This is a genomic window from Mesorhizobium sp. WSM4846 (genome assembly GCF_055811415.1).
Genome location: NZ_JBVVPZ010000001.1, coordinates 233285 through 251295 on the forward strand (window position 1 = coordinate 233285; position 18011 = coordinate 251295).

At 62.3% G+C, this 18011-nt stretch carries 11 protein-coding genes and 3 pseudogenes; 6 read left to right on the forward strand and 8 right to left on the reverse strand.

What is annotated here, in order from left to right; genetic code table 11:
- Nucleotides 1–94: 94 nt before the first annotated feature.
- Complete coding sequence (locus AC0L15_RS01165) at nt 95–292, reverse strand: hypothetical protein (protein ID WP_473495813.1); 198 nt, start codon at nt 290–292, stop codon at nt 95–97.
- Between the two features lie 42 nt (nt 293–334).
- Between AC0L15_RS01165 and AC0L15_RS01170 the strand changes: the two are divergent.
- Nucleotides 335–4914, forward strand: a pseudogene (locus AC0L15_RS01170) (RecQ family ATP-dependent DNA helicase).
- Between the two features lie 292 nt (nt 4915–5206).
- Here AC0L15_RS01170 and AC0L15_RS01175 read toward each other — a convergent pair.
- Nucleotides 5207–5326 (reverse strand): annotated as a pseudogene (locus AC0L15_RS01175) (tyrosine-type recombinase/integrase); the annotation flags it as partial.
- 92 nt (nt 5327–5418) lie between these two features.
- Here AC0L15_RS01175 and AC0L15_RS01180 point away from each other — a divergent pair.
- Together AC0L15_RS01180 and AC0L15_RS01185 are read left to right on the forward strand one after the other, a co-directional pair.
- Nucleotides 5419–8823 carry an adenylate/guanylate cyclase domain-containing protein gene (locus AC0L15_RS01180; RefSeq protein ID WP_473495814.1) on the forward strand — a complete coding sequence of 1135 codons (3405 nt, stop codon included), beginning with the start codon at nt 5419–5421 and terminating at the stop codon, nt 8821–8823.
- Between the two features lie 29 nt (nt 8824–8852).
- On the forward strand, nt 8853–9239 hold the full coding sequence (locus AC0L15_RS01185) for a YybH family protein (protein WP_287246420.1): 387 nt from the start codon (nt 8853–8855) through the stop codon (nt 9237–9239).
- Between the two features lie 261 nt (nt 9240–9500).
- On the opposite strand, the pseudogene AC0L15_RS01190 reads toward AC0L15_RS01185, so the two are convergent.
- The 6 genes and pseudogenes from AC0L15_RS01190 to AC0L15_RS01215 form a co-directional block, all read right to left on the reverse strand.
- Nucleotides 9501–9830: pseudogene (locus AC0L15_RS01190) on the reverse strand (SAM-dependent methyltransferase); the annotation flags it as partial.
- 155 nt (nt 9831–9985) lie between these two features.
- Complete coding sequence (locus AC0L15_RS01195) at nt 9986–11047, reverse strand: alpha/beta fold hydrolase (protein WP_473495851.1); 1062 nt, start codon at nt 11045–11047, stop codon at nt 9986–9988.
- A gap of 396 nt (nt 11048–11443) precedes the next feature.
- Nucleotides 11444–12739: an FAD-binding oxidoreductase gene (locus AC0L15_RS01200; RefSeq protein ID WP_287246422.1), complete on the reverse strand. Its 1296-nt coding sequence runs from the start codon at nt 12737–12739 to the stop codon at nt 11444–11446.
- Nucleotides 12740–12953: 214 nt separating this feature from the next.
- On the reverse strand, nt 12954–13238 hold the full coding sequence (locus tag AC0L15_RS01205) for a hypothetical protein (protein ID WP_287246423.1): 285 nt from the start codon (nt 13236–13238) through the stop codon (nt 12954–12956).
- A complete protein-coding gene (locus AC0L15_RS01210) occupies nt 13235–14029 on the reverse strand; it encodes a hypothetical protein (RefSeq protein ID WP_287246424.1) in 795 nt (264 codons plus the stop codon). The genes AC0L15_RS01205 and AC0L15_RS01210 overlap by 4 nt, the downstream gene beginning before the upstream one ends.
- Nucleotides 13962–14960, reverse strand: a complete 999-nt coding sequence (locus AC0L15_RS01215; RefSeq protein WP_473495815.1) for a hypothetical protein — start codon at nt 14958–14960, stop codon at nt 13962–13964. The genes AC0L15_RS01210 and AC0L15_RS01215 overlap by 68 nt, the downstream gene beginning before the upstream one ends.
- Before the next feature lie 388 nt (nt 14961–15348).
- On the opposite strand from AC0L15_RS01215, the gene AC0L15_RS01220 reads away from it, so the two are divergent.
- The 3 genes from AC0L15_RS01220 (at nt 15349) to AC0L15_RS01230 (ending at nt 17922) form a co-directional block, all read left to right on the forward strand.
- Nucleotides 15349–16008, forward strand: coding sequence for a L,D-transpeptidase (locus tag AC0L15_RS01220; protein WP_287246426.1), 660 nt, complete (start codon nt 15349–15351; stop codon nt 16006–16008).
- Between the two features lie 10 nt (nt 16009–16018).
- Nucleotides 16019–16531, forward strand: coding sequence for an OmpA family protein (locus AC0L15_RS01225; RefSeq protein WP_473495816.1), 513 nt, complete (start codon nt 16019–16021; stop codon nt 16529–16531).
- A gap of 155 nt (nt 16532–16686) precedes the next feature.
- Nucleotides 16687–17922: an SAM-dependent methyltransferase gene (locus AC0L15_RS01230; RefSeq protein WP_287246428.1), complete on the forward strand. Its 1236-nt coding sequence runs from the start codon at nt 16687–16689 to the stop codon at nt 17920–17922.
- Nucleotides 17923–18011 lie beyond the last annotated feature (89 nt).

The window sequence follows — 18011 nt, forward strand, 5'->3', positions numbered from 1 at the left end:
TCTGCTCGGCCACAACATCATTCGACATGACTTGCCTCATCTGGTCGCATTGCGGCCTGGTCTCGCGAATATTTTTCGATCGCCGATCGACACCCTATGGCTCAATCCGCTCGCATTTCCGCGCAATCCCTACCACCACCTGGTCAAGCACTACCATGACGGGCGCCTGCAAGCGGGCCACGTCAACGATCCGGAAATGGATGCGCGACTGGTGTTTCAGGTGCTGCGCAATCAACTGGCGGCTTTGACGCAGCAGAATGCCGACCAGCCCGATGCCGTAGCAGCCTTTCATTTCCTTACGACGAGAATGGAACACCCAGGTGGGTTCGACGCAGTGTTCCAGGAGGTTCGGGGAGCTCCTGCGCCGGGTCCTCTTGCGGCGAGAGAAGCGATTTCCCGGCTGCTGGCGGGGCGTGCCTGCGAGAGGCGGGTCGAGCAGACGCTGAGCCGCCTTTCGAACCCGCTTCTCGGATGGCCCATGGCCTATGCTTTGTCCTGGATCCTGGTTGCGGGCGGGGATTCCGTCATGCCGCCCTGGGTGCGGGCGCAATTCCGCGAGGCCGCACTGATCGTGCGGCACCTGCGCGATACCAATTGCGAAAGCCCGGATTGCGCCTGGTGTGCGAGAAAAACGACCCGGTCCGCGCGCTGTCGCGCTGGTTCGGGTTCAATGCCTTCCGCGCGGAGCCGGTGGACGATATGGGCCGCCCCCTGCAGGAGCGAATCGTCGATGAGGCGATACGCGGGGCGAGCGTCCTCGGGATTCTGCCGACCGGCACCGGCAAATCGGTCTGCTACCAGATCCCCGCCCTGTCGAAATTCGACAAGACTGGGGCGCTGACAGTGGTGATCTCGCCGCTGGTCGCGCTGATGGCCGATCAGGTGCAGGGCATGGCGCGGGCGGGCATTTCCTCGGCCGTAACCGTCAACGGAATGCTGTCGATGCCCGAGCGGCAGGATGCGCTGGACCGTGTGCGTATGGGCGAGGCGGCAATGCTGCTGATCTCGCCCGAGCAATTGCGCAGCAACTCGGTCCGCTCGGTTCTGGCACAGCGTGAAATCGGACTCTGGGTGCTGGACGAGGCGCATTGCGTGTCGAAATGGGGCCACGATTTTCGGCCCGACTACCGCTATATCAGCCGCTTCATCAAGGAATCCGCAGGGGATGAAGCTGCTGCCCCGGTGCTTTGTCTGACCGCCACCGCCAAGCCCGAAGTGGTGCGCGACATCCGTCACCATTTCCAGTCACGTCTGGAGCGCGAACTAATGCTGCTGGACGGCGGCGCGGTGCGCACCAATCTGAGCTTCGAGGTCCGGCCGACGCAGCGCGGCACCAAGCTGGCCGATATCCTCGACGTGATCGAGGCCAAGCTGCCACAGGACGGCGCTTCGGGCGCGGTGGTCTACTGTGCCACCCGCAGCGATACGCAACGCGTCGCCGATTTCCTCAAACAGCAGGGTCTGTCGGCGGAACGGTTCCACGCCGGTCTGGCGCCCGAGGAAAAGCGTGACACTCAGGAACGCTTCCGCATCGGCGAACTGCGCATCATCGCCGCGACCAACGCTTTCGGCATGGGGATCGACAAGCCCGATATTCGGCTGGTGGTGCATGGCGATATTCCCGGGTCATTGGAGAATTACCTGCAGGAAGCCGGGCGAGCGGGCCGCGATCGCGCGCATGCCAATTGCGTGCTGCTGTTCGCCGCTGAGGATGTCGAGCGCCAGTTCTCGCTTTCGGCGCGCTCGCGCCTGGCCCGGCACGAGATCGGCGCCATCCTCAAGGCCCTGCGGCGGCTGGACGAGCGGATGAAGAAGACCGGCACCGTGGTCGCCACCTCGGGCGAAGTCGTGCGAGCCGAACGCGATCAGGAGTTCGAGCGCGACAGCACCACCGACGATACCAGGGTGAAAACCGCGGTGTCCTGGCTGGAAGAGGCCACGCTACTGAGCCGCGAGGAGAACCGGGTTCAGGTCTTCCCCTCATCCCTCAGGATCCGCAACCTGGAAGAAGTCGAGGCGATCCTGGCCAAGGCCGCGATCACCGGCACCCGTCGCAAGCAGCTTCTGGACATCACCCGCCACCTGATGAACGCGCCCCCCGATCATGGCATTTCCACAGATGAGCTGGCCGGGATTAGCGGATTGACAGGGGGAATGCTGAACAAGGCGATGGCGGATCTCGAGGCGCTCGGGATCGCCCGCAACGACGTCGTGGTCACGGTCTTTGTCCATGTCGCCGTCGAGGGGCATTCGCAGCAGCGGCTGGCGCAGGTCGCACGGCTTGAAACCGCGCTGATCACCCTGATGCGCGAGGCCGCCCCCGATGCCGAAGGTGCCGGAGGCATTCCCCTGCATCTGGCCGAAACCTGTCAGGCGCTCCGCAATCAGGGGCACAGCGCAGTGCGACCAGACATCGTGGAAAAGCTGCTGCGCAGCATGGGCCGTGACGGGCGCGATCAGGATGGTGGCAAGGGCAACCTGCGGCTGCGCAAGGCTTCGCGCAACACATTGATGGTGACACTGCAACGGACCTGGCAGGCACTGAAACAGACGGCAAGCCTGCGGCAGCAGGGCGCCGAACTTTTGCTGGGGCATCTTCTGGGCAAGCTGCCGAATGGCAGCCGCGGCAAGGACATCCAGGTCGAAATCACGATGGGCGATCTGCTCGCCACCCTGACCGGAGACGCCCTGCTGCGCGGCGGCGGCATTCAGGACATGACCAAGCTGATGGACCGCGCACTTCTGTGGCTGCACGAGCAGGAGGTGGTGACGCTAGGCAAGGGGCTGACGATCTTTCGGCCGGCGATGACGGTCCATCTGAACCCTTCGGGCGGCCAGTTCACCGCGAAGGATTTTGTGCCCCTCGAGGAACACTACGCCGAGCAGACGATCCAGACCCATGTGATGGCGGCCTATGCCGAAAAAGGCCTTGCCGCGATGGATCAGGCGCTGCGGCTGTCCGAGGACTACTTCGTGCTCGAGCGCGACGCGTTCCTGCGCCGCTGGATGCCCGGCAAGGGCGGCGAGATCCGGCGTCAAACCACCGGCACCTCGTGGAAAGCGATCGTTGAGGCACTGAAGAACCCAGTTCAGCAAGAGATCGTCGCCGACGACCGCGAAAAGACCAGCGTCCTGGTCCTGGCAGGACCAGGTTCGGGCAAGACGCGCGTTCTGGTGCACCGCATCGCCTATCTCATCCGGGTCCGTCGCGAGGATCCGCGCGGCATCCTCGTGCTGACCTACAACCGTCATGCCGCCGCCGAGATACGCATCCGGCTCCGCCACCTGATCGGCGATGACGCGAATGCGGTGACAATATCCACATGCCACGCCCTCGCCATGCGGCTGGTGGGGGCGAGCTTTGCCGGAAGTGCGAACGAGACGACGCACGACTTCGACGGGATCGTCATGGAGGCCGTGCGTCAGTTGAACGGCGAAGGGCTCAGCAAGCCCGAGGCGGAGGCACAACGCGACACCCTGATCCAGGGTTATCGCTGGATTCTGGTGGACGAGTATCAGGACATCGGCCCTGAGGAATACGCGCTGATCTCGGCCGTTGCGGGCCGCTCCCTGGACGATCCGGAGCTTCGGCTCAGCCTTTTTGCGGTGGGCGATGACGATCAGAACATCTACGCCTTCGCCGGTGCGTCCATCCGCTTCATCCGGCAGTTCGAGGCCGACTATCGTGCACGACCGCAATTCCTGGTCGAGAATTACCGTTCAACGGGACATATCATTGCGGCGGCCAACGCAGTCATTGCGCCCGCCGCTGACCGCATGAAAGCGGGACACGACATTGCCATAGATCGCAAGCGCAGCGTAGCGCCGCCCGGCGGAGACATGGCGGCGCTCGATCCGGTTGCGCAAGGGCGAGTGCATGTGCTGGACTGCCGGGCCGGTGACGTGGCGCAGGCCATGGCCGCGGTGGATGAACTCGTCCGGCTTTCGCGCCTTGATCCGGAGTGGAACTGGTCGCGCGCCGCGATCATCGCGCGCGACTGGCGGCGGCTGGCTCCGGTGCGGGCCTATGCCGAAACGCTTGGCATCCCAGTGGAGATGGCAAACGAGAGCCTGCCCAGCATCTGGCGCCTGCGCGAGATGCAGCAGTTCATCGACACACTGCGCCGCGACAGCACCCGTCTGCTGGCCGTCCATGACCTGGTGGATATGCTGAACGCGATACCGTCCAACCACTGGACGGATCTGATCGCCGAAGGCATCGCCGCGCTTGCAAAGGAGCTTGCGAGCAAGACCATGCCCGTGCCGGACCTTGTCGAGTGGTTCGCTGAGTGGGCCTATGATGCCCGCAGCGATCAGCGCGCGCTGCTGCTGCTGACGGCGCATCGATCGAAAGGCCTGGAATTCGAGGCCGTCATCATCCTGAATGGCGGTTGGGACAATCCGTCCAAGGGCGAGGACCCCGATGCGCCGCGCCGCCTGTTCTATGTCGCCATGACCCGGGCGCGACGCAGCCTCGCGATCATTGCTCAAGGGCAGCATCCGTTCGTCCAGCAGGACAAAGAGCATGTGCTGCGCCGAGCCGCGCCGGCTGTCGCCGACGGCGTCGCTCTTCCGACAGTGCTTTACCAGGTGCCGAACCTTAAGACCGTGGACCTGTCATGGGCAGGGCGTCTCAGGCCGGGCGATCCCTCCCTCGCCGCCATCTCGGCGGCGAAGGTAGGAGATCCGATTCAGATCGTGCGCGATGCCCCGCTCTGGATGATACAGGACAAACAAGGGCAGGCCCTCGGACGCATGGCCAGAAGCTGGTCGCCTCCCGAAGGCCTCAGCTTCCTGCGCGGCGAGGTCGGCGCCATTGTGCGCTGGCGCAAGTCCGATAATCAGGAAGAGTTCCGGGTGCACCTTCACCGAGATGTCTGGGAAGCGGTTCTGCCGGAGCTTGTATTCGGCTGACGGTTTGCCCGCAGGGACGGTGGGTCGAAAGTCGGCCTGGTCCGCGCCGCGACTTGCAGCGTCGCCGTTGGCGAAGTCTGCACATGGGCAGCGGCAAGGGCACCCTCCACGGCAAAGCCACCCTTGGCAGACAGCCCGCTTCCTACGTATTGCGAAACCACTGCTGGCGACGTTCGCTTTGGGATGCGCCGGACTTCTTCAACAAAATCACGTCCAAAGCGGACGTTGGCCGGCGGCGAGGTGTCTGCATAGGGTCACGGAGCGACGCTTCATCAGCGTCGCCCCGAGTCGTCTATAGTTCGACTAGCTCGGAAATCGCCAGCGCGTCATCGACCTCCATCCCGACGTAGCGGACGGTGCTCTCCAACTTCGTGTGACCGAGTAGCAACTGGACGGCGCGGATGTTGCCCGTCGTAGTGGGTGCACGAAGGAGCGTGTTATCGCAATGTCAGTGTGATAAACTTGTTCCCCGCCGAAGGAGGGCCGATGGCCGTGAGGGGCCAAATGAATATTGCAGTTTGGCTCAAGAGCTTGGGCCTGGAGCAATATGTCCCGGTTTTCGATGACAACGCAATCGATGCCGAAATCCTGCCCCGCCTCACCGCCGAAGACCTGAAAGAAATTGGGGTTGGCGCGCTTGGCCATCGCAAGCGAATACTTGAGGCGATTGCCGCGATGGAAGGCCAGCCGGAGGTAGTGTCGGCCAAACCGGCTTCTGCCTCACCAGTTCCGATGTCGGCTTCGGTTGAGCGGTTCGGCGAACCCGGTCGCCCCCGGGAGGCGGAACGGCGGCAACTGACGGTCATGTTTGTGGATCTCGTCGGTTCTACGGCGCTCGCGACGAGGCTTGACCCCGAGGAGATGCGCGACCTCCTGAGGCAGTTCCAGAATACCACGGCTGGCGAAGTCCTTCGCTTCCAGGGGCACGTCGCGAAGCTCATGGGCGACGGAGCGTTGGCCTATTTCGGTTGGCCGCAGGCGCATGAAGACGAAGCCGAACGCGCCGTCCGTGCGGCGCTCGCGGTAGTGAGCGCTATCAGCGGTCTGTCCGTCACGGGCGGTCAGCAACTCTCAGTCCGTGTCGGGATCGCGACCGGGGTGGTGGTCGTAGGTGACCTCATTGGCATCGGCTCAGCGCAGGAGAACGCGGTCGTGGGAGAGACTCCCAATCTTGCCGCGCGGCTCCAGGCCATCGCCGAGCCGGGAACGGTAGTCATCTCTGAGCTCACCTATCGACTTATCGGAAACCTGTTCGAGGTGACCAGCATTCCGCCGCAGAAGCTGGCAGGGTTCGACACGCCCGTCAGCGCATTCAAAGTGATTGGAGAGGGCCCCGCAGAGAGTCGGTTCGAAGCACTTCATGCAGACGAATCTGCGCCGCTTGCCGGGCGCGAACACGATGTCGCCTTGCTGCTCGACCGGTGGCGGCTCGCGGCGTCCGGTGAAGGACAAGTCGTCGAGCTGTTCGGCGAGGCTGGCATTGGCAAGTCCCGTATTCTGCAAGAGCTGCGGGAGCACTTGAAAGACGAGGCACACACGCGACTGCGGTACTACTGCTCCCCCTATCACGTAGAAACCGCCCTTTATCCTGTCACGGATCAGTTACTCCGAGCCGGGGACATAAGGCGGACCGACCCGCCCGACCGTCAGCTTGACTGTCTCGAGCAACTTCTCGCCGGTTCGACCAAGTATCCAAACGAGGCAATACCGCTGATCGCCGCATTGCTGTCCATCCCGACTGAGGGGCGCTATCCCAAGGTTGATCTTATGGCGCAAAAACAGAAGACGCGCACGTTCGAGTTGCTGATCGAGCAACTAGAGGCTCTTGCCCGCAGCCAACCAGTGCTGATGCTGCTTGAGGACGCGCATTTTCTGGATCCGACCTCGGCCGAGCTATTCGACCAAATCGCAGGCCGGATTCAGCAACTACCTGTACTGCTGATTGCAACTTCGCGTCCGGAAGGCGCAGTCCGCTGGAGTGGTCTCCCGCACGCGACATTTTTGACGCTCAATCGGCTCAGCCGCGCCCAGGCGGCCTCTATCATTGCAGCGATGACAGGGGGCAAGCAGTTGCCGACCGAAGTGCTGGACCAGATTCTGTCCAAGACCGAGGGCGTTCCGCTGTTTGTCGAAGAACTGACCAAGGTCGTCCTTGAATCAGGCCTGCTTCAAATGCGCGATGGAGAGCTGGTTCTGGCTGGCCCGCTACCTCCGCTGGCGGTTCCAGCGACGCTCCACGACTCGCTGATGGCCCGCCTCGACCGTTTGGATTCTATCAGGGACGTGGCGCAGGTCGGAGCAGTGATCGGGCGCGAATTCACGCACGAGCTGCTTGCCGCAGCCACGGGCCTTCCTGAATTGGAACTTGAGCGCGCAACGAACCAGCTGGTCACGTCGGGCCTTGTTTTCCGCCGTGGCAGTGACACTCAAGCGAGCTATGCCTTCAAACATGCACTCGTGCAGGATGCGGCGTACAGCAGTCTGCTGCACAGCCGCCGTCAGCAGTTGCATGCTCGGATCGCCTTGATTCTCGAGGAGCGCTTCCCCGAAATCGTAGCCACGGAGCCCGAACTGCTTGCCCACCACTTTGGTCAGGCGGGCCTTTTGGAAAAGGCTGTCGAGTACAATGAACTGGCCGGTCGCCGAGCGCTTTCGCGCTCGGTCCTGACGGAGGCGCTCGCCCGATTCGACAACGCCTTAAGCGGGCTTTCGGCGATGCCCCCGTCCGAGGAACGTTCGCGCAGAGAACTATCAATCCGGCTGGCGCTCGGCAGCGCGCATGTTGCGGCACATGGCTTCGCCGCACCTCCAACCGCGGAGGCCTACGGTCGGGCTCGCGAACTTTGTGAAGAGCTGGGCGAGACGCGTCAGCTCTTTCCGGTGCTGTACGGCCTGTGCCTTTACCACCTCTATGCAGCCGAATTGGCGGAAGCACGTAGCGCAGCAGACCGCCTGCTTGAATTGGCGGAAGCTAACAACGATATCGGGCTCGCCTTCTTTGCTCATCGGGCCGCCGGCGTCAGCGCGTTGCCTGCCGGCGAGTTCTCCCGCGCCCGGATACATCTGGAGGAGGCGCTTGCCCTTTACGATCCCCGAGCGCACAGATCGCCGGCGTTTGTTTACGCCTTCGATCCGCGCGTCGTGTGCCTGGACTATCTCGCCCGCACATTACTGCCGCTTGGGTTTCCCGATCAGGCTCTGGCGGCCAACGACGAGGCGGTTGCTGAAGCGCATCGTGTGGGTCATCGCAACAGCCTGGCTCTGCCACTATTCTTCGGCGGCGTCATCCGCCAGATCATTGGCGATCGCGAAGGCGTCCAGGAGCGGTGCGCAGAATTAACCCGCGTTGCCAGCGAAGCCGGATTTCGCTTCTGGCTTGCCGGCGCCACAATCTTAAGCGCCTGGGCGATCGCCGAGGCGGGCGATTTCGATCGTGGCCGCCTGGAACTCCAACGAGGTCTTACTGAGTGGCGCGCGACCGGCGCAGAATTCATGGTTCCTTATTTCATTGCCCTTCAGGCGCAAATCGAGGTCAGAGCCGGCGATCCTGATGCTGCACGCCTTCTGCTCGAAGCAGCGCAAGCAGGGATTGAGCGCACCAAAGAGCGTTGGTTTGCGGCCGAGATACTGCGTCTGCAGGGGGAGGTACTGCTGCAACTTGGGGAGGACAAGGCCGGAGATTCGAGGGATCGCCTCCTGGACGCACTGGCGACGGCCCGGGCTCAGGGCGCGCGTTTCTGGGAACTGCGTGCTGCACTGAGCCTCGTGCGAGCCGACTGTACCGCGCCTGGCGCGCGCGAGCAGCTCGCACTGATTTATTCCGGGTTCACTGAGGGCCTGACGTTGCCTGACCTGCAAGCTGCACAGACGCTCGCAACAACGAAGGAAGGCCTTCGGGCCGCGAACTGATTGAAAAGGCGATAAACAAGGAGGACGCCATGACACAATCAACTGACAATATCAGCGACGAAATTCAGCGGGCAAACGACCACTGGAATTCGGCCTTCAACAGCGGCAATGCCGACGCAGTAGCTGCACTGTATACACAGGACGCGGTCGTGTTGCCATCCACTCACGCAGTCGTCAGGGGAACGAGCGCAATCAAAGACTTCTGGAATGGATTGATCTCGGCTGGAGTGAAGGATCATCGCATCGAGATGATCGATACGCAGGCTGTCGGCGACATTGCCTATGCAACAGGGAAATGGTCGGCCAACGCTTTGGGCGAAGGCGGTAAAACGCAGCGCTATGAGGGAACTATCGTCACGATCTTCAGGCGCCAGGGCGATGAATCCTGGAGAGCCTGCCTCCACACTTGGAACTGAGGCTGCGCCGTCGCGCATCCGGACCGTCGCGGTTTTGCGGCCTGACGGCCGCAGCCGGTTTTTGTCCCCTTTCGGTGACGCCCGCCTCCGCACTTCACTTCGACGGCCGAAGATGCGTTTTCCAGGCAGGTGCACGAAAGGGCCTGGCAGCGGGGACCACCGCTCCCTGCCGCAAACTGACACAGCAGGCCGCTCCGACCACGATCTTCCGAGCCGTCAATTGACAGATGCTTGATGTTCGTCGCTTTGCTATCTGTTCAGGGCGGCGGTGTCGAAAGCGCCGATCATGTTGACAGGACTGTTCGGTTCCGCGAACACGAACGCCTGCTCAGGTGTCAGCCAGAAACTTCCGCGCTCGTGCTGGACGTAGCCGGAGGCCGCCTGCGCAGCGAGCCATTCGCGCACATAGCGGGACGCGCAATCTGCCGCAGCGGCGAGTTCTTCGGCCGTAGCGGGTCCGATCCGGTTCAAGGTTTCGTATAGCCCAAGGGAATCGCCGATCCGTACCAGCGGCACGCTGACAGCGCCGCCGAGGTCTCCAAGCACGCGCCCGACCAGTTCATTCAGCTTCGTTTCGTCAACCTGGGTCATGTCGATTTCTCCTCGCCTCCAGCAGCATCCCGCGCCAGTCAGTTCGAGGATGAGGCCAAGTTTGCCTGCTGGCATGAGGCAACTGTCCCTCACGGCAGCCGAAATCCGGCTTTCGTCGAGGGACATCTGTCCCGCACCGGCAGATGTGAGACGACCTAGCGGGACAGCGACTTGACGATCGCCTGTGAGCGGCTGCGCACGCCCAGCTTGCTGAAGATCACCGACAACTGGTTGCGGACCGTCTTTGTGCTCTTGCCGAGCCGCTCAGCTATCGAACGGTTGTCCAGCCCCTCCGCGACGAGGTTCAGAATCGTAGTTTCGGCGGGCGTCAGGCCGGCATCGCGGACGGCGCCGCTGGGTTGCGCGGCCCGATCCTGCCCGAGGAACCTGCCGAGTTCAGAGTAGAAGACGGGCCAGGCAGGTTCGTCCGGCAACAGCACGTGGTTCTTGCTTTCCAGCGGAACGAAGCGGGCGCCAGGAATCGTGGCAGCAAGCCTGCAGGCTTCGTCGAATGGAACACGCATATCGCCACGGCTGTGTGCTATCAAGGTTGGGACACGCAGGGCGGCGGCAAGGTCCATCACGTCGATCCCCTGCATCTGCCATAGCAGTTGCGCGGCGACCTCGGCTGTCGCCGTCTCCCGCTCCAGATCACCCCACCAGCGGTGCTGCTCCGGCTTCCCGTCCGGAATGAAGAGGTTCGTGAAGAACTGGCAGAACGCAGGATTGTCACGGCCCCAGCCGATGCGGATGAAATTGACCAGTGTCTCGGCCTCCAGACGATCGGTGTCGGTTTGGGCGCGAGCCCGCGCGCCCAGACCGTAGGCGTTCATGAGCACCAGATGCGATACGCGCTCGGGATGCTTCAGGGCGTAGGCAATGGCCAACGCACCGCCTTGCGACAGGGCGAGCAGGACAAAGCGCGGCTCCTTGATTGATGCGGCCACGGCCTCCAGGTCCGCGTGCCACGCGTCGACGGACAGGTCTGCGACGTGCCGCTCCGACAGCCCACAACCGCGCGGATCGTAGCGCGCGAAACAATTGCGCGCTGACAGTTCGCTGAGCCACGGCCGCCACACTGGACTTTCAAGATCATAGTCGACATGGCTTAGCCAGTGCGCTGTCCGCAAGATAACCGGCCCCTCGCCGCATGACGCCGTGGCGATGCGGGTGCCGTCTGCAGAGGTACAGAACCGTATGCGCTGACTAAGCTTCACGGCGCCATGATAGCGCGACGCAAGGTCACGCGACAGGCCGGAGTCTGGTGTCGTCGATTGACTGCGCACCGGCCAATCGTGGAACGCGTCCGCTTTGCGCCGCATGGCAGTCATTTCTGTCGTCCAGCCCATTCGCCAAAAGCGGACATGGCTACTGCAGCGGCGCAGGCAGCCCTTGCGCCAGGTGGACCGCCCACCGTGGCACCTTGCTGGTACTGTCACGCTGGGAGTCGTCGCAAGACACTCCGATGCAGAATGATTTGCGATTGCAGCGCCGCTCGTACGCTTCCACTTGATGGCCGCAAGATTGCGACGGTCCGGCTTAAGCCGTTTAGGGTCAGCCTATAGCGCGCAGCCGGTGCGCGGCAGGCCGCGCCGGCCTATGCGGTGCCCAGATCACTCCGGCGTGGCCGCGAACGGCAAGATATTCTGATTGAGGCGGAACAGGTTGGAGGGATCGAGCCGAGTTTTCAAGTGTCTGAGCCGATCATACTTGATGGCTCCATAGGCACCCGAAGCAATGGCAGTATCGGATTGCTCGTTGACATAGTTGGCGGCTATGGACCGATCGGCCACGCGCCCTGCTGCGAACCTGCCCCATTCGATGCAACGCTCGTCGACTGCCGGATCGTCCCATACGGGCTCCGCAATCCAGTAATAGCCGGCCTGCCTTCCGGAATAGGCGGTGTCTTCGTCCCGCACGTCGGCAACGGCGCCTCCAAGCTGCGTTATGTAGAACTCGCAATCCTTGGTTGGTGCCGAGGCAATCTGCTGCAGCATAGCGTCCACTACGTCACCGGTGATATCCGACCAGAAACCACCTTTCGCGTAATACCGGCGTGACCAGGCGAAATGAGCGTCGTTGCGACTTTGCAGGTGAAGAAACGGCATGGCGCCCATCTCTCCTTCACCCACACCTGCAAAGTCTCCGAAGGGCGAGAGCATCTGATCCGCCCGCCTGATGTCGCCCACCCACACCGCAGTCACGCTCAAGCCTCCTCGCGTGAGAGTGAAAGCGACGGAGAATTCTCGCGGGCGTTGTCGGGCCAAATCGCCGAGGCCCGTGATTGCACGTTGCGCGTTGGCCATCGGGTACGTCCAATGGCCGACAGCCACCGGGCCGAGCTTATGCAGCCGGAACCTGAAGCGGGTTATGACACCGAAATTCCCACCGCCACCGCGGATACCCCAAAAAAGCTCAGGATCTATTGTCGCATCGATCCAGTTCACGCTGCCGTCGGCCGTTACGATCTCGACGCCGATCAAGCTGTCGATCGTCAGCCCGTAGGCGCGGCTGACGCGGCCCATGCCACCGCCGAGGGTGAGACCGGCAACGCCCGTGTGAGAAACGACGCCCGCCGGAACCACGAACCCGGTTGGAACCGTCGCTGCATCCAGATCGCGAAGAAGCGCGCCGCCGCCGGCTTCCACGGTTCCGGCGGATATGTCCAGCCGGGCTGAATTGAGCTGCGAGAGATCGAGCAAAAGTCCGCCGTCGCACGTCGAAAGGCCGGGCAGGCTGTGTCCGCCGCCTCGGATCGCCAGGACCGCATTGCAATTGGCCGCTACGTCGATCGCCTTCCGCACGTCATCGACATCCGCCGCACGCAATACCGCGGCCGGCCTGCGATCGGAGACACCGTTCCATACCTGCCGGGCTCGATCATAATCCGCGCTGCCGGGCGTGATCACAGGTCCGCGACACCCGATCGAGGCGAGTTGCTTCAATAGCAAGTCGGACATATGAGCCCCTCGTCGCAAGCGACCGCCGAACCTATCACCGCGGCGCATGCTACCCGCAATCGTTGCAGTTAGCACCTCAGAAAGCGTTCGAGACCACCGATCAGCGTTCTCACAAGCCTCCGACAAGACCCTACACCTTGTGTCGGTCGGCCCTGCGCCTAATTCAGGTCGTTGAGATCAGTTTTGCCGTTTCCTGAAAGCAGACATAGCCAACGACCACGCTGGAGATCATGGTTGCGGCAGTAACCAACGATCCCGCCATCGCGGACAAGGGCTGAATCAAACCATTGACGTTACTCTGCGCTGAGATTCTGCCTCTGAGCGGCGGCACACTCTTCCAAAAAGCAGGATGTTTCGAAGCACGATCAATCGCTTGAACGATTAGGCCGAAATAGCGGAATCCGCATGCAATAAATTGGCGAGGTTCTCGTCCCGCTTCGGCGATCAATCCCGGCGCGGATCGTAAGGCCTGGCGGCTCGTTTAGCGACGCGCTCGCGGTACCGCGCGTCGGTTCCACTTCGGTTTTCCGGCTTGGTAAGCGTTTCGACAGGCGTCCCAAGGACGACCAGCAGCGCGTCCCATTCTTCCGGGCCGAGCGTCTTGTAGCGGTACTCCAGACCCGGCGAAGCCAGGAGCTGCTCGATCTCAGGCCGCACGAAAGAGGCCGCAGGGCCAATGCGGCGAAAGCCGCTTCGCACGGCATCGGTAGCCGCGGTCAGGTCGCTGAAGCCATACTTGCCCGGATCGTAGACGGAGTACTCGCGCAGCAGCCGCAACAGGTCGGGGACGGCATCGACGCCGCGGTCGCCCTGGCGCTTGATCAGGCCGGTGGCAAAGCGGCTGACCGCCGGATCTGCGAGAATCGCGCGCTCTTCCGGCAGAGGATCGGCGTATGCACCTACAGGGAGGCCGGCCAGGGCATTGATCCAGTGGCGCGCCTCCTTCTTGTCGGTGGCCGCGAGGTAGCGGCTGGCGGCGAGCCGCCGCAGATCGGCGGAGTCGCCATCGACCTGTTTGATGATCGCCCACAGCCCGTCTGAGGATCGCACCCGCGGGTCCTCCAAGATGCGAACCAGCAGACGCCGGTCGCTCTCGCCGAGCGGCTGGTCGTTCGCGCGGAACGAGTCCATCCACTGATTGGCGAGCGCGAACGCGGGATCGCTCACCGGCTTAAGCGGATCGTCGAGCGCTCTGGCAAGTTCCTCGCGCGTTCTCGTTTTCGCCGCTTCGATATCCACGCCGCGCGAAACGCTGGTGTGGTCGAGTAGCAGCCGGTTGACCCGGAACCTCGGCGTACATCCTTCCGTCACCGAGCCGCCGACGCGCCCAGCCGAACCGGAAGTTCTCGATCCCGCCCGAAGTCCCGATCAGCAACGGCGCCGCCGGGGCAAAGATCGACAGGATCGACTGCCGCAGCAGCACCTGTTCACCGGCGTCGGTGATGGTGAGCGCCTTGCGGTGGGGTGCGGAGGGTTCGAGCGACCAATCCACCCGTCCCGACCGGGGCTTGGAATCGGGCACGGCAGGGCCGTCCTCGATCGCGATGGTGAAGCCGGGTTCGGGGGAGTCGTCGCTTTGCAGCAGCGCCTTGCCCTCTGACATCATCAGGTTCCATTCGGCTTCCAGCGCGCGCTGAGGGGCGAGTGGATCGGAGGCATCGTAGCGCCGCTCTTCCAGCAGGCCATGCCCGATAACGGTGCTTCGTTTGCCGGGCGTCGAGTCCGGCACGACGCGATAAGTATTGGAATGACCGCGAAGGGTCTGGACGCGGACCGAATTGACGCCCGGGGTCTTGAGCAAGGCCGCGCACAATGCATCGCAACGGCCCTCGAACGGGCGGGCGAGGAGAATGTCGCCCTTGAGCGCAATCGGTGCGCTCGACTGAATGTCCGGCTCCTCCAGGCTGGCCAGCATGCCTCTCGCCCAGGTGAGGCCTGGCTGGGGGATGGTCCAGAACAATGCCAGCGTCGCGGCGCCCGATATGCCGTTCAGAGGAACGCCTGAAACGAAACTTCCGAGCAGCAAGCGGAAGAGCGCGAAGGCGACGCCATACATGAAGGCCGTTGGCATCGACGCGAGGATGAGCCCCGGGATAATCAGGAAACTGCCGATGATGACCAGCCATGGCATTGTCAGCGCCACAAACGCGCCGACGCCGGTGATGATCAAGTAAGTCTTCAACCACATGCGCGGAACCTTACCGCGCAGGACTCAAAAAATGATAAAGCCACTGGTCTCGGGTCGGTGCCGCTTTTGGGGATCCGCCCGTTGACGAATCTCGTTACGCTCACCTCAAAAAGCTGTCGATCGTCCGCCTTTGGAGGCTCTGGCGCCTCCATCAACTACGCCCGGTCCCAAACAGTCGCACCAATTTGATTGAGGTCCTGGATGAGGTTTAGGTTAGATGTTCGTCCTCGGCAAGATCGTCACAATTCGGTCACTCGCCGCCAAATTGCCGAATGTCCGGCGGACTGAAGCAACGCAGCATTTTCCACTTTGAGGCGAAGTAATTCTCAACTATGGTCCGCCAGGCTTTTGTCATGGGGGGATATTGCCGATGGTTTTATCACGCAGGGATGTCGTGCTCGGCGGCCTGGCGCTGGCCGCGGTGGGTGCAACCAGCAATATTTCTCAAGCCGCGGCGGCAAAATCCTTTTTCGCCGGTACCGCCAGCGACAACAATTTTGTCTATCGCAAGACCAACTTCGCCAAGATCGACAAGAGATGGCATCGCCAGATCGTCAAGTATTTCAGCAGCGAGCCGGTCGGCACCGTCGTGGTCGATACCCGCCACCACTTCCTCTACGTCATCATGGAAAACAAGACCGCCATCCGCTACGGCGTCGGCGTCGGCAAGGACGGCTTCAAATGGTACGGCCGCGCGACGATCGACCGCCGGGCGCTGTGGCCGCAATGGGTCCCGCCCCCCGAAATGCGTAAGCGCAAGCCGGACCTACCGCACATGGTCGCAGGCGGCGCCTCCAACAATCCGCTCGGGCCGCGCGCGCTCTATCTGCACCGCAACGGCGCCGACACCGGCTACCGCCTGCATGGCACGCTGGAGCCATGGAGCATCGGCACCGACGCTTCCAGCGGCTGCATCCGCATGTTCCCGGAAGACATCATCGACCTCTACCAGCGCTGCCCGATCGGCACCGCGGTGCAGGTCCTGCCGCACATCGCCGACCAGGCGCCCGCTTCCACCACTGTCGAATGATTGGCGCCTCATGAACCGCATGATTGAAAACATGCGCCGGCTGCTCGCCGCCGGCCTGCTGGTGCTGGCCGCATCCTGCTCGACCAGCAACACACCGGCCCCTTCCACGCCCGACATCACCAACACCGAGGTTGCCGGCTTCCAGAACGTGCAGCCGGGCAGCGAGGAGGATTTTATCCTCAATGTCGGCCGCCGCACCTATTTCACGCAAGGTTCGGCCGCGCTCGATTCTGTCGCCAAGGCCACCCTCGACACCCAGATCGCCTGGTTAGCAAAGCATCCGCGCTGGCTGCTCAAGCTGCAGGGTTTCGCCGACGATCCCGGCGCGAGTGAAACGGCGCTGTCGCAGCAGCGCGCCGATGCGGTGATGGACTACCTCGCCGCCGGCGGCATAGGCCGCAACCGCATGTGGGCCAAGGGCTACGGCAAGGCCAGGCTCGTCCGCGACTGCCCCGACACCGCCTGCAGGTCGCAGAACCGCCGCGTTGTGTCTAATTTGCGCGATTTGAGGGACGAGCCGTAGGGGGCTGCTGTTCTGCAGGCTGCCCCGGATGGGTCGCTACGTCGGCATTGGGAGGAGACTTCTGAAGTCCGATCCCTCTCCGCCCCCAGATCGGTATTGATGTACCGACACCGGGCAGTCATACTTGCGGGGCAAGTAACGAGAAACGAGCCACAATGCGTCTGCTGCCAAATCTGCTCTCCCGTTTTGTAAAAAACGGGCGCCTGACTGTCATATTCGAGGACGGTTTCAGGCAAGCCTTCGGCAATGGACAGGATGGGCCCGACGTGACGATCCGCCTAACCGACAAAGCGGTCGAACGCGAGATCTTCTTCAATCCGGAACTGAAGGCGGCCGAAGCCTACATGGATGGCCGCTTGGTGATCGAGAACGGTGGCCAAGCATTTGACCTCTTGTCACTTTTTTCCGTCAACCGCACCGGGTTGGCAGCCCACCCTGTTCAGAAGGCGCTGCGGAAAGTCTGGCGTGCGTTGCGCCGGCGCCAGCAGAACAACAAGCTCGGTCTCGCCGCCAAAAACGTTCAGCATCACTACGACATCCCGACGAAATTTTATGAGCTATGGCTCGACGAGACAATGACCTATTCGTGCGCCTATTATACGGCACCGGATAACAATCTGCAGCAAGCGCAGATGGACAAGCATCGCCACATTGCCGCGAAGCTCAAGCTAGAGCCGGGCATGCATGTGATGGAAATCGGCTCAGGCTGGGGCACTCTCGCCATCTATCTCGCCAAGTATTGCGACGTGAAGGTCACGGCGATCAACGTTTCGACGGAGCAATTGGCGGCGTCTCGGCTTCGAGCGATCGAGGCCGGGGTCGCTCATCAGATCGATTTTCGCGAGGTCGACTATCGCGAGGTCAGCGGACAGTACGACCGTGTTGTCTCGATCGGAATGATGGAGCACGTGGGCGTCGTTCATTTCGACAGCTATTTCACAATCATCAGTAGATTGTTGAAGGAGGGCGGCTTCGCATTGGTTCATGCGATCGGACGCATGTCACCGCCTGGTACGACGGCGCCGTTCATCCGCAAGTATATCTTTCCAGGTGGGTATGTGCCGGCTTTGTCAGAGGTGTTTGCCTCGTTGGAGCGCACGGGGATCTGGTGCGCCGACTGCGAAAATTTGCGGCTGCACTATTACTGGACGATCCACGATTGGCGTCTCGGTTATGAGGCCAGGCGCGAGGAGGCAGTCGCCATGATGGGCGAACGCTTCTGCCGTATGTGGGATTTCTATCTGGCGTCGGCCGAACTCGGCTTCCTAAACGGTTCAAATTTTGTCTTCCAGATTCTGATCTCGGCTCGCCGTGACGATGTCCCAATCATCCGCGATTATATTGTCGAAGAAGAGCGACGCCTACTGAGCTCGATGCAGACGAATGCGTAGTTTCCCTATCTACACGGGCCGGTCCGCTGGTTAGCTAACGATTCTGACTACTGGCGAACCGCTCTTTTGGTGGAAAAAACGTCGAGAGT

Bases quoted from the DNA above. Each gene is read 5' to 3' on its own strand.
- AC0L15_RS01165 (WP_473495813.1), bottom strand. From the start codon at position 292: ATGAAAGGCTGCTACGGCATCGGGCTGGTCGGCATTCTGCTGCGTCAA.
- AC0L15_RS01180 (WP_473495814.1), top strand. From the start codon at position 5,419: ATGAATATTGCAGTTTGGCTCAAGAGCTTGGGCCTGGAGCAATATGTC.
- AC0L15_RS01185 (WP_287246420.1), top strand. From the start codon at position 8,853: ATGACACAATCAACTGACAATATCAGCGACGAAATTCAGCGGGCAAAC.
- AC0L15_RS01220 (WP_287246426.1), top strand. From the start codon at position 15,349: ATGGTTTTATCACGCAGGGATGTCGTGCTCGGCGGCCTGGCGCTGGCC.
- AC0L15_RS01225 (WP_473495816.1), top strand. From the start codon at position 16,019: ATGAACCGCATGATTGAAAACATGCGCCGGCTGCTCGCCGCCGGCCTG.
- AC0L15_RS01230 (WP_287246428.1), top strand. From the start codon at position 16,687: ATGCGTCTGCTGCCAAATCTGCTCTCCCGTTTTGTAAAAAACGGGCGC.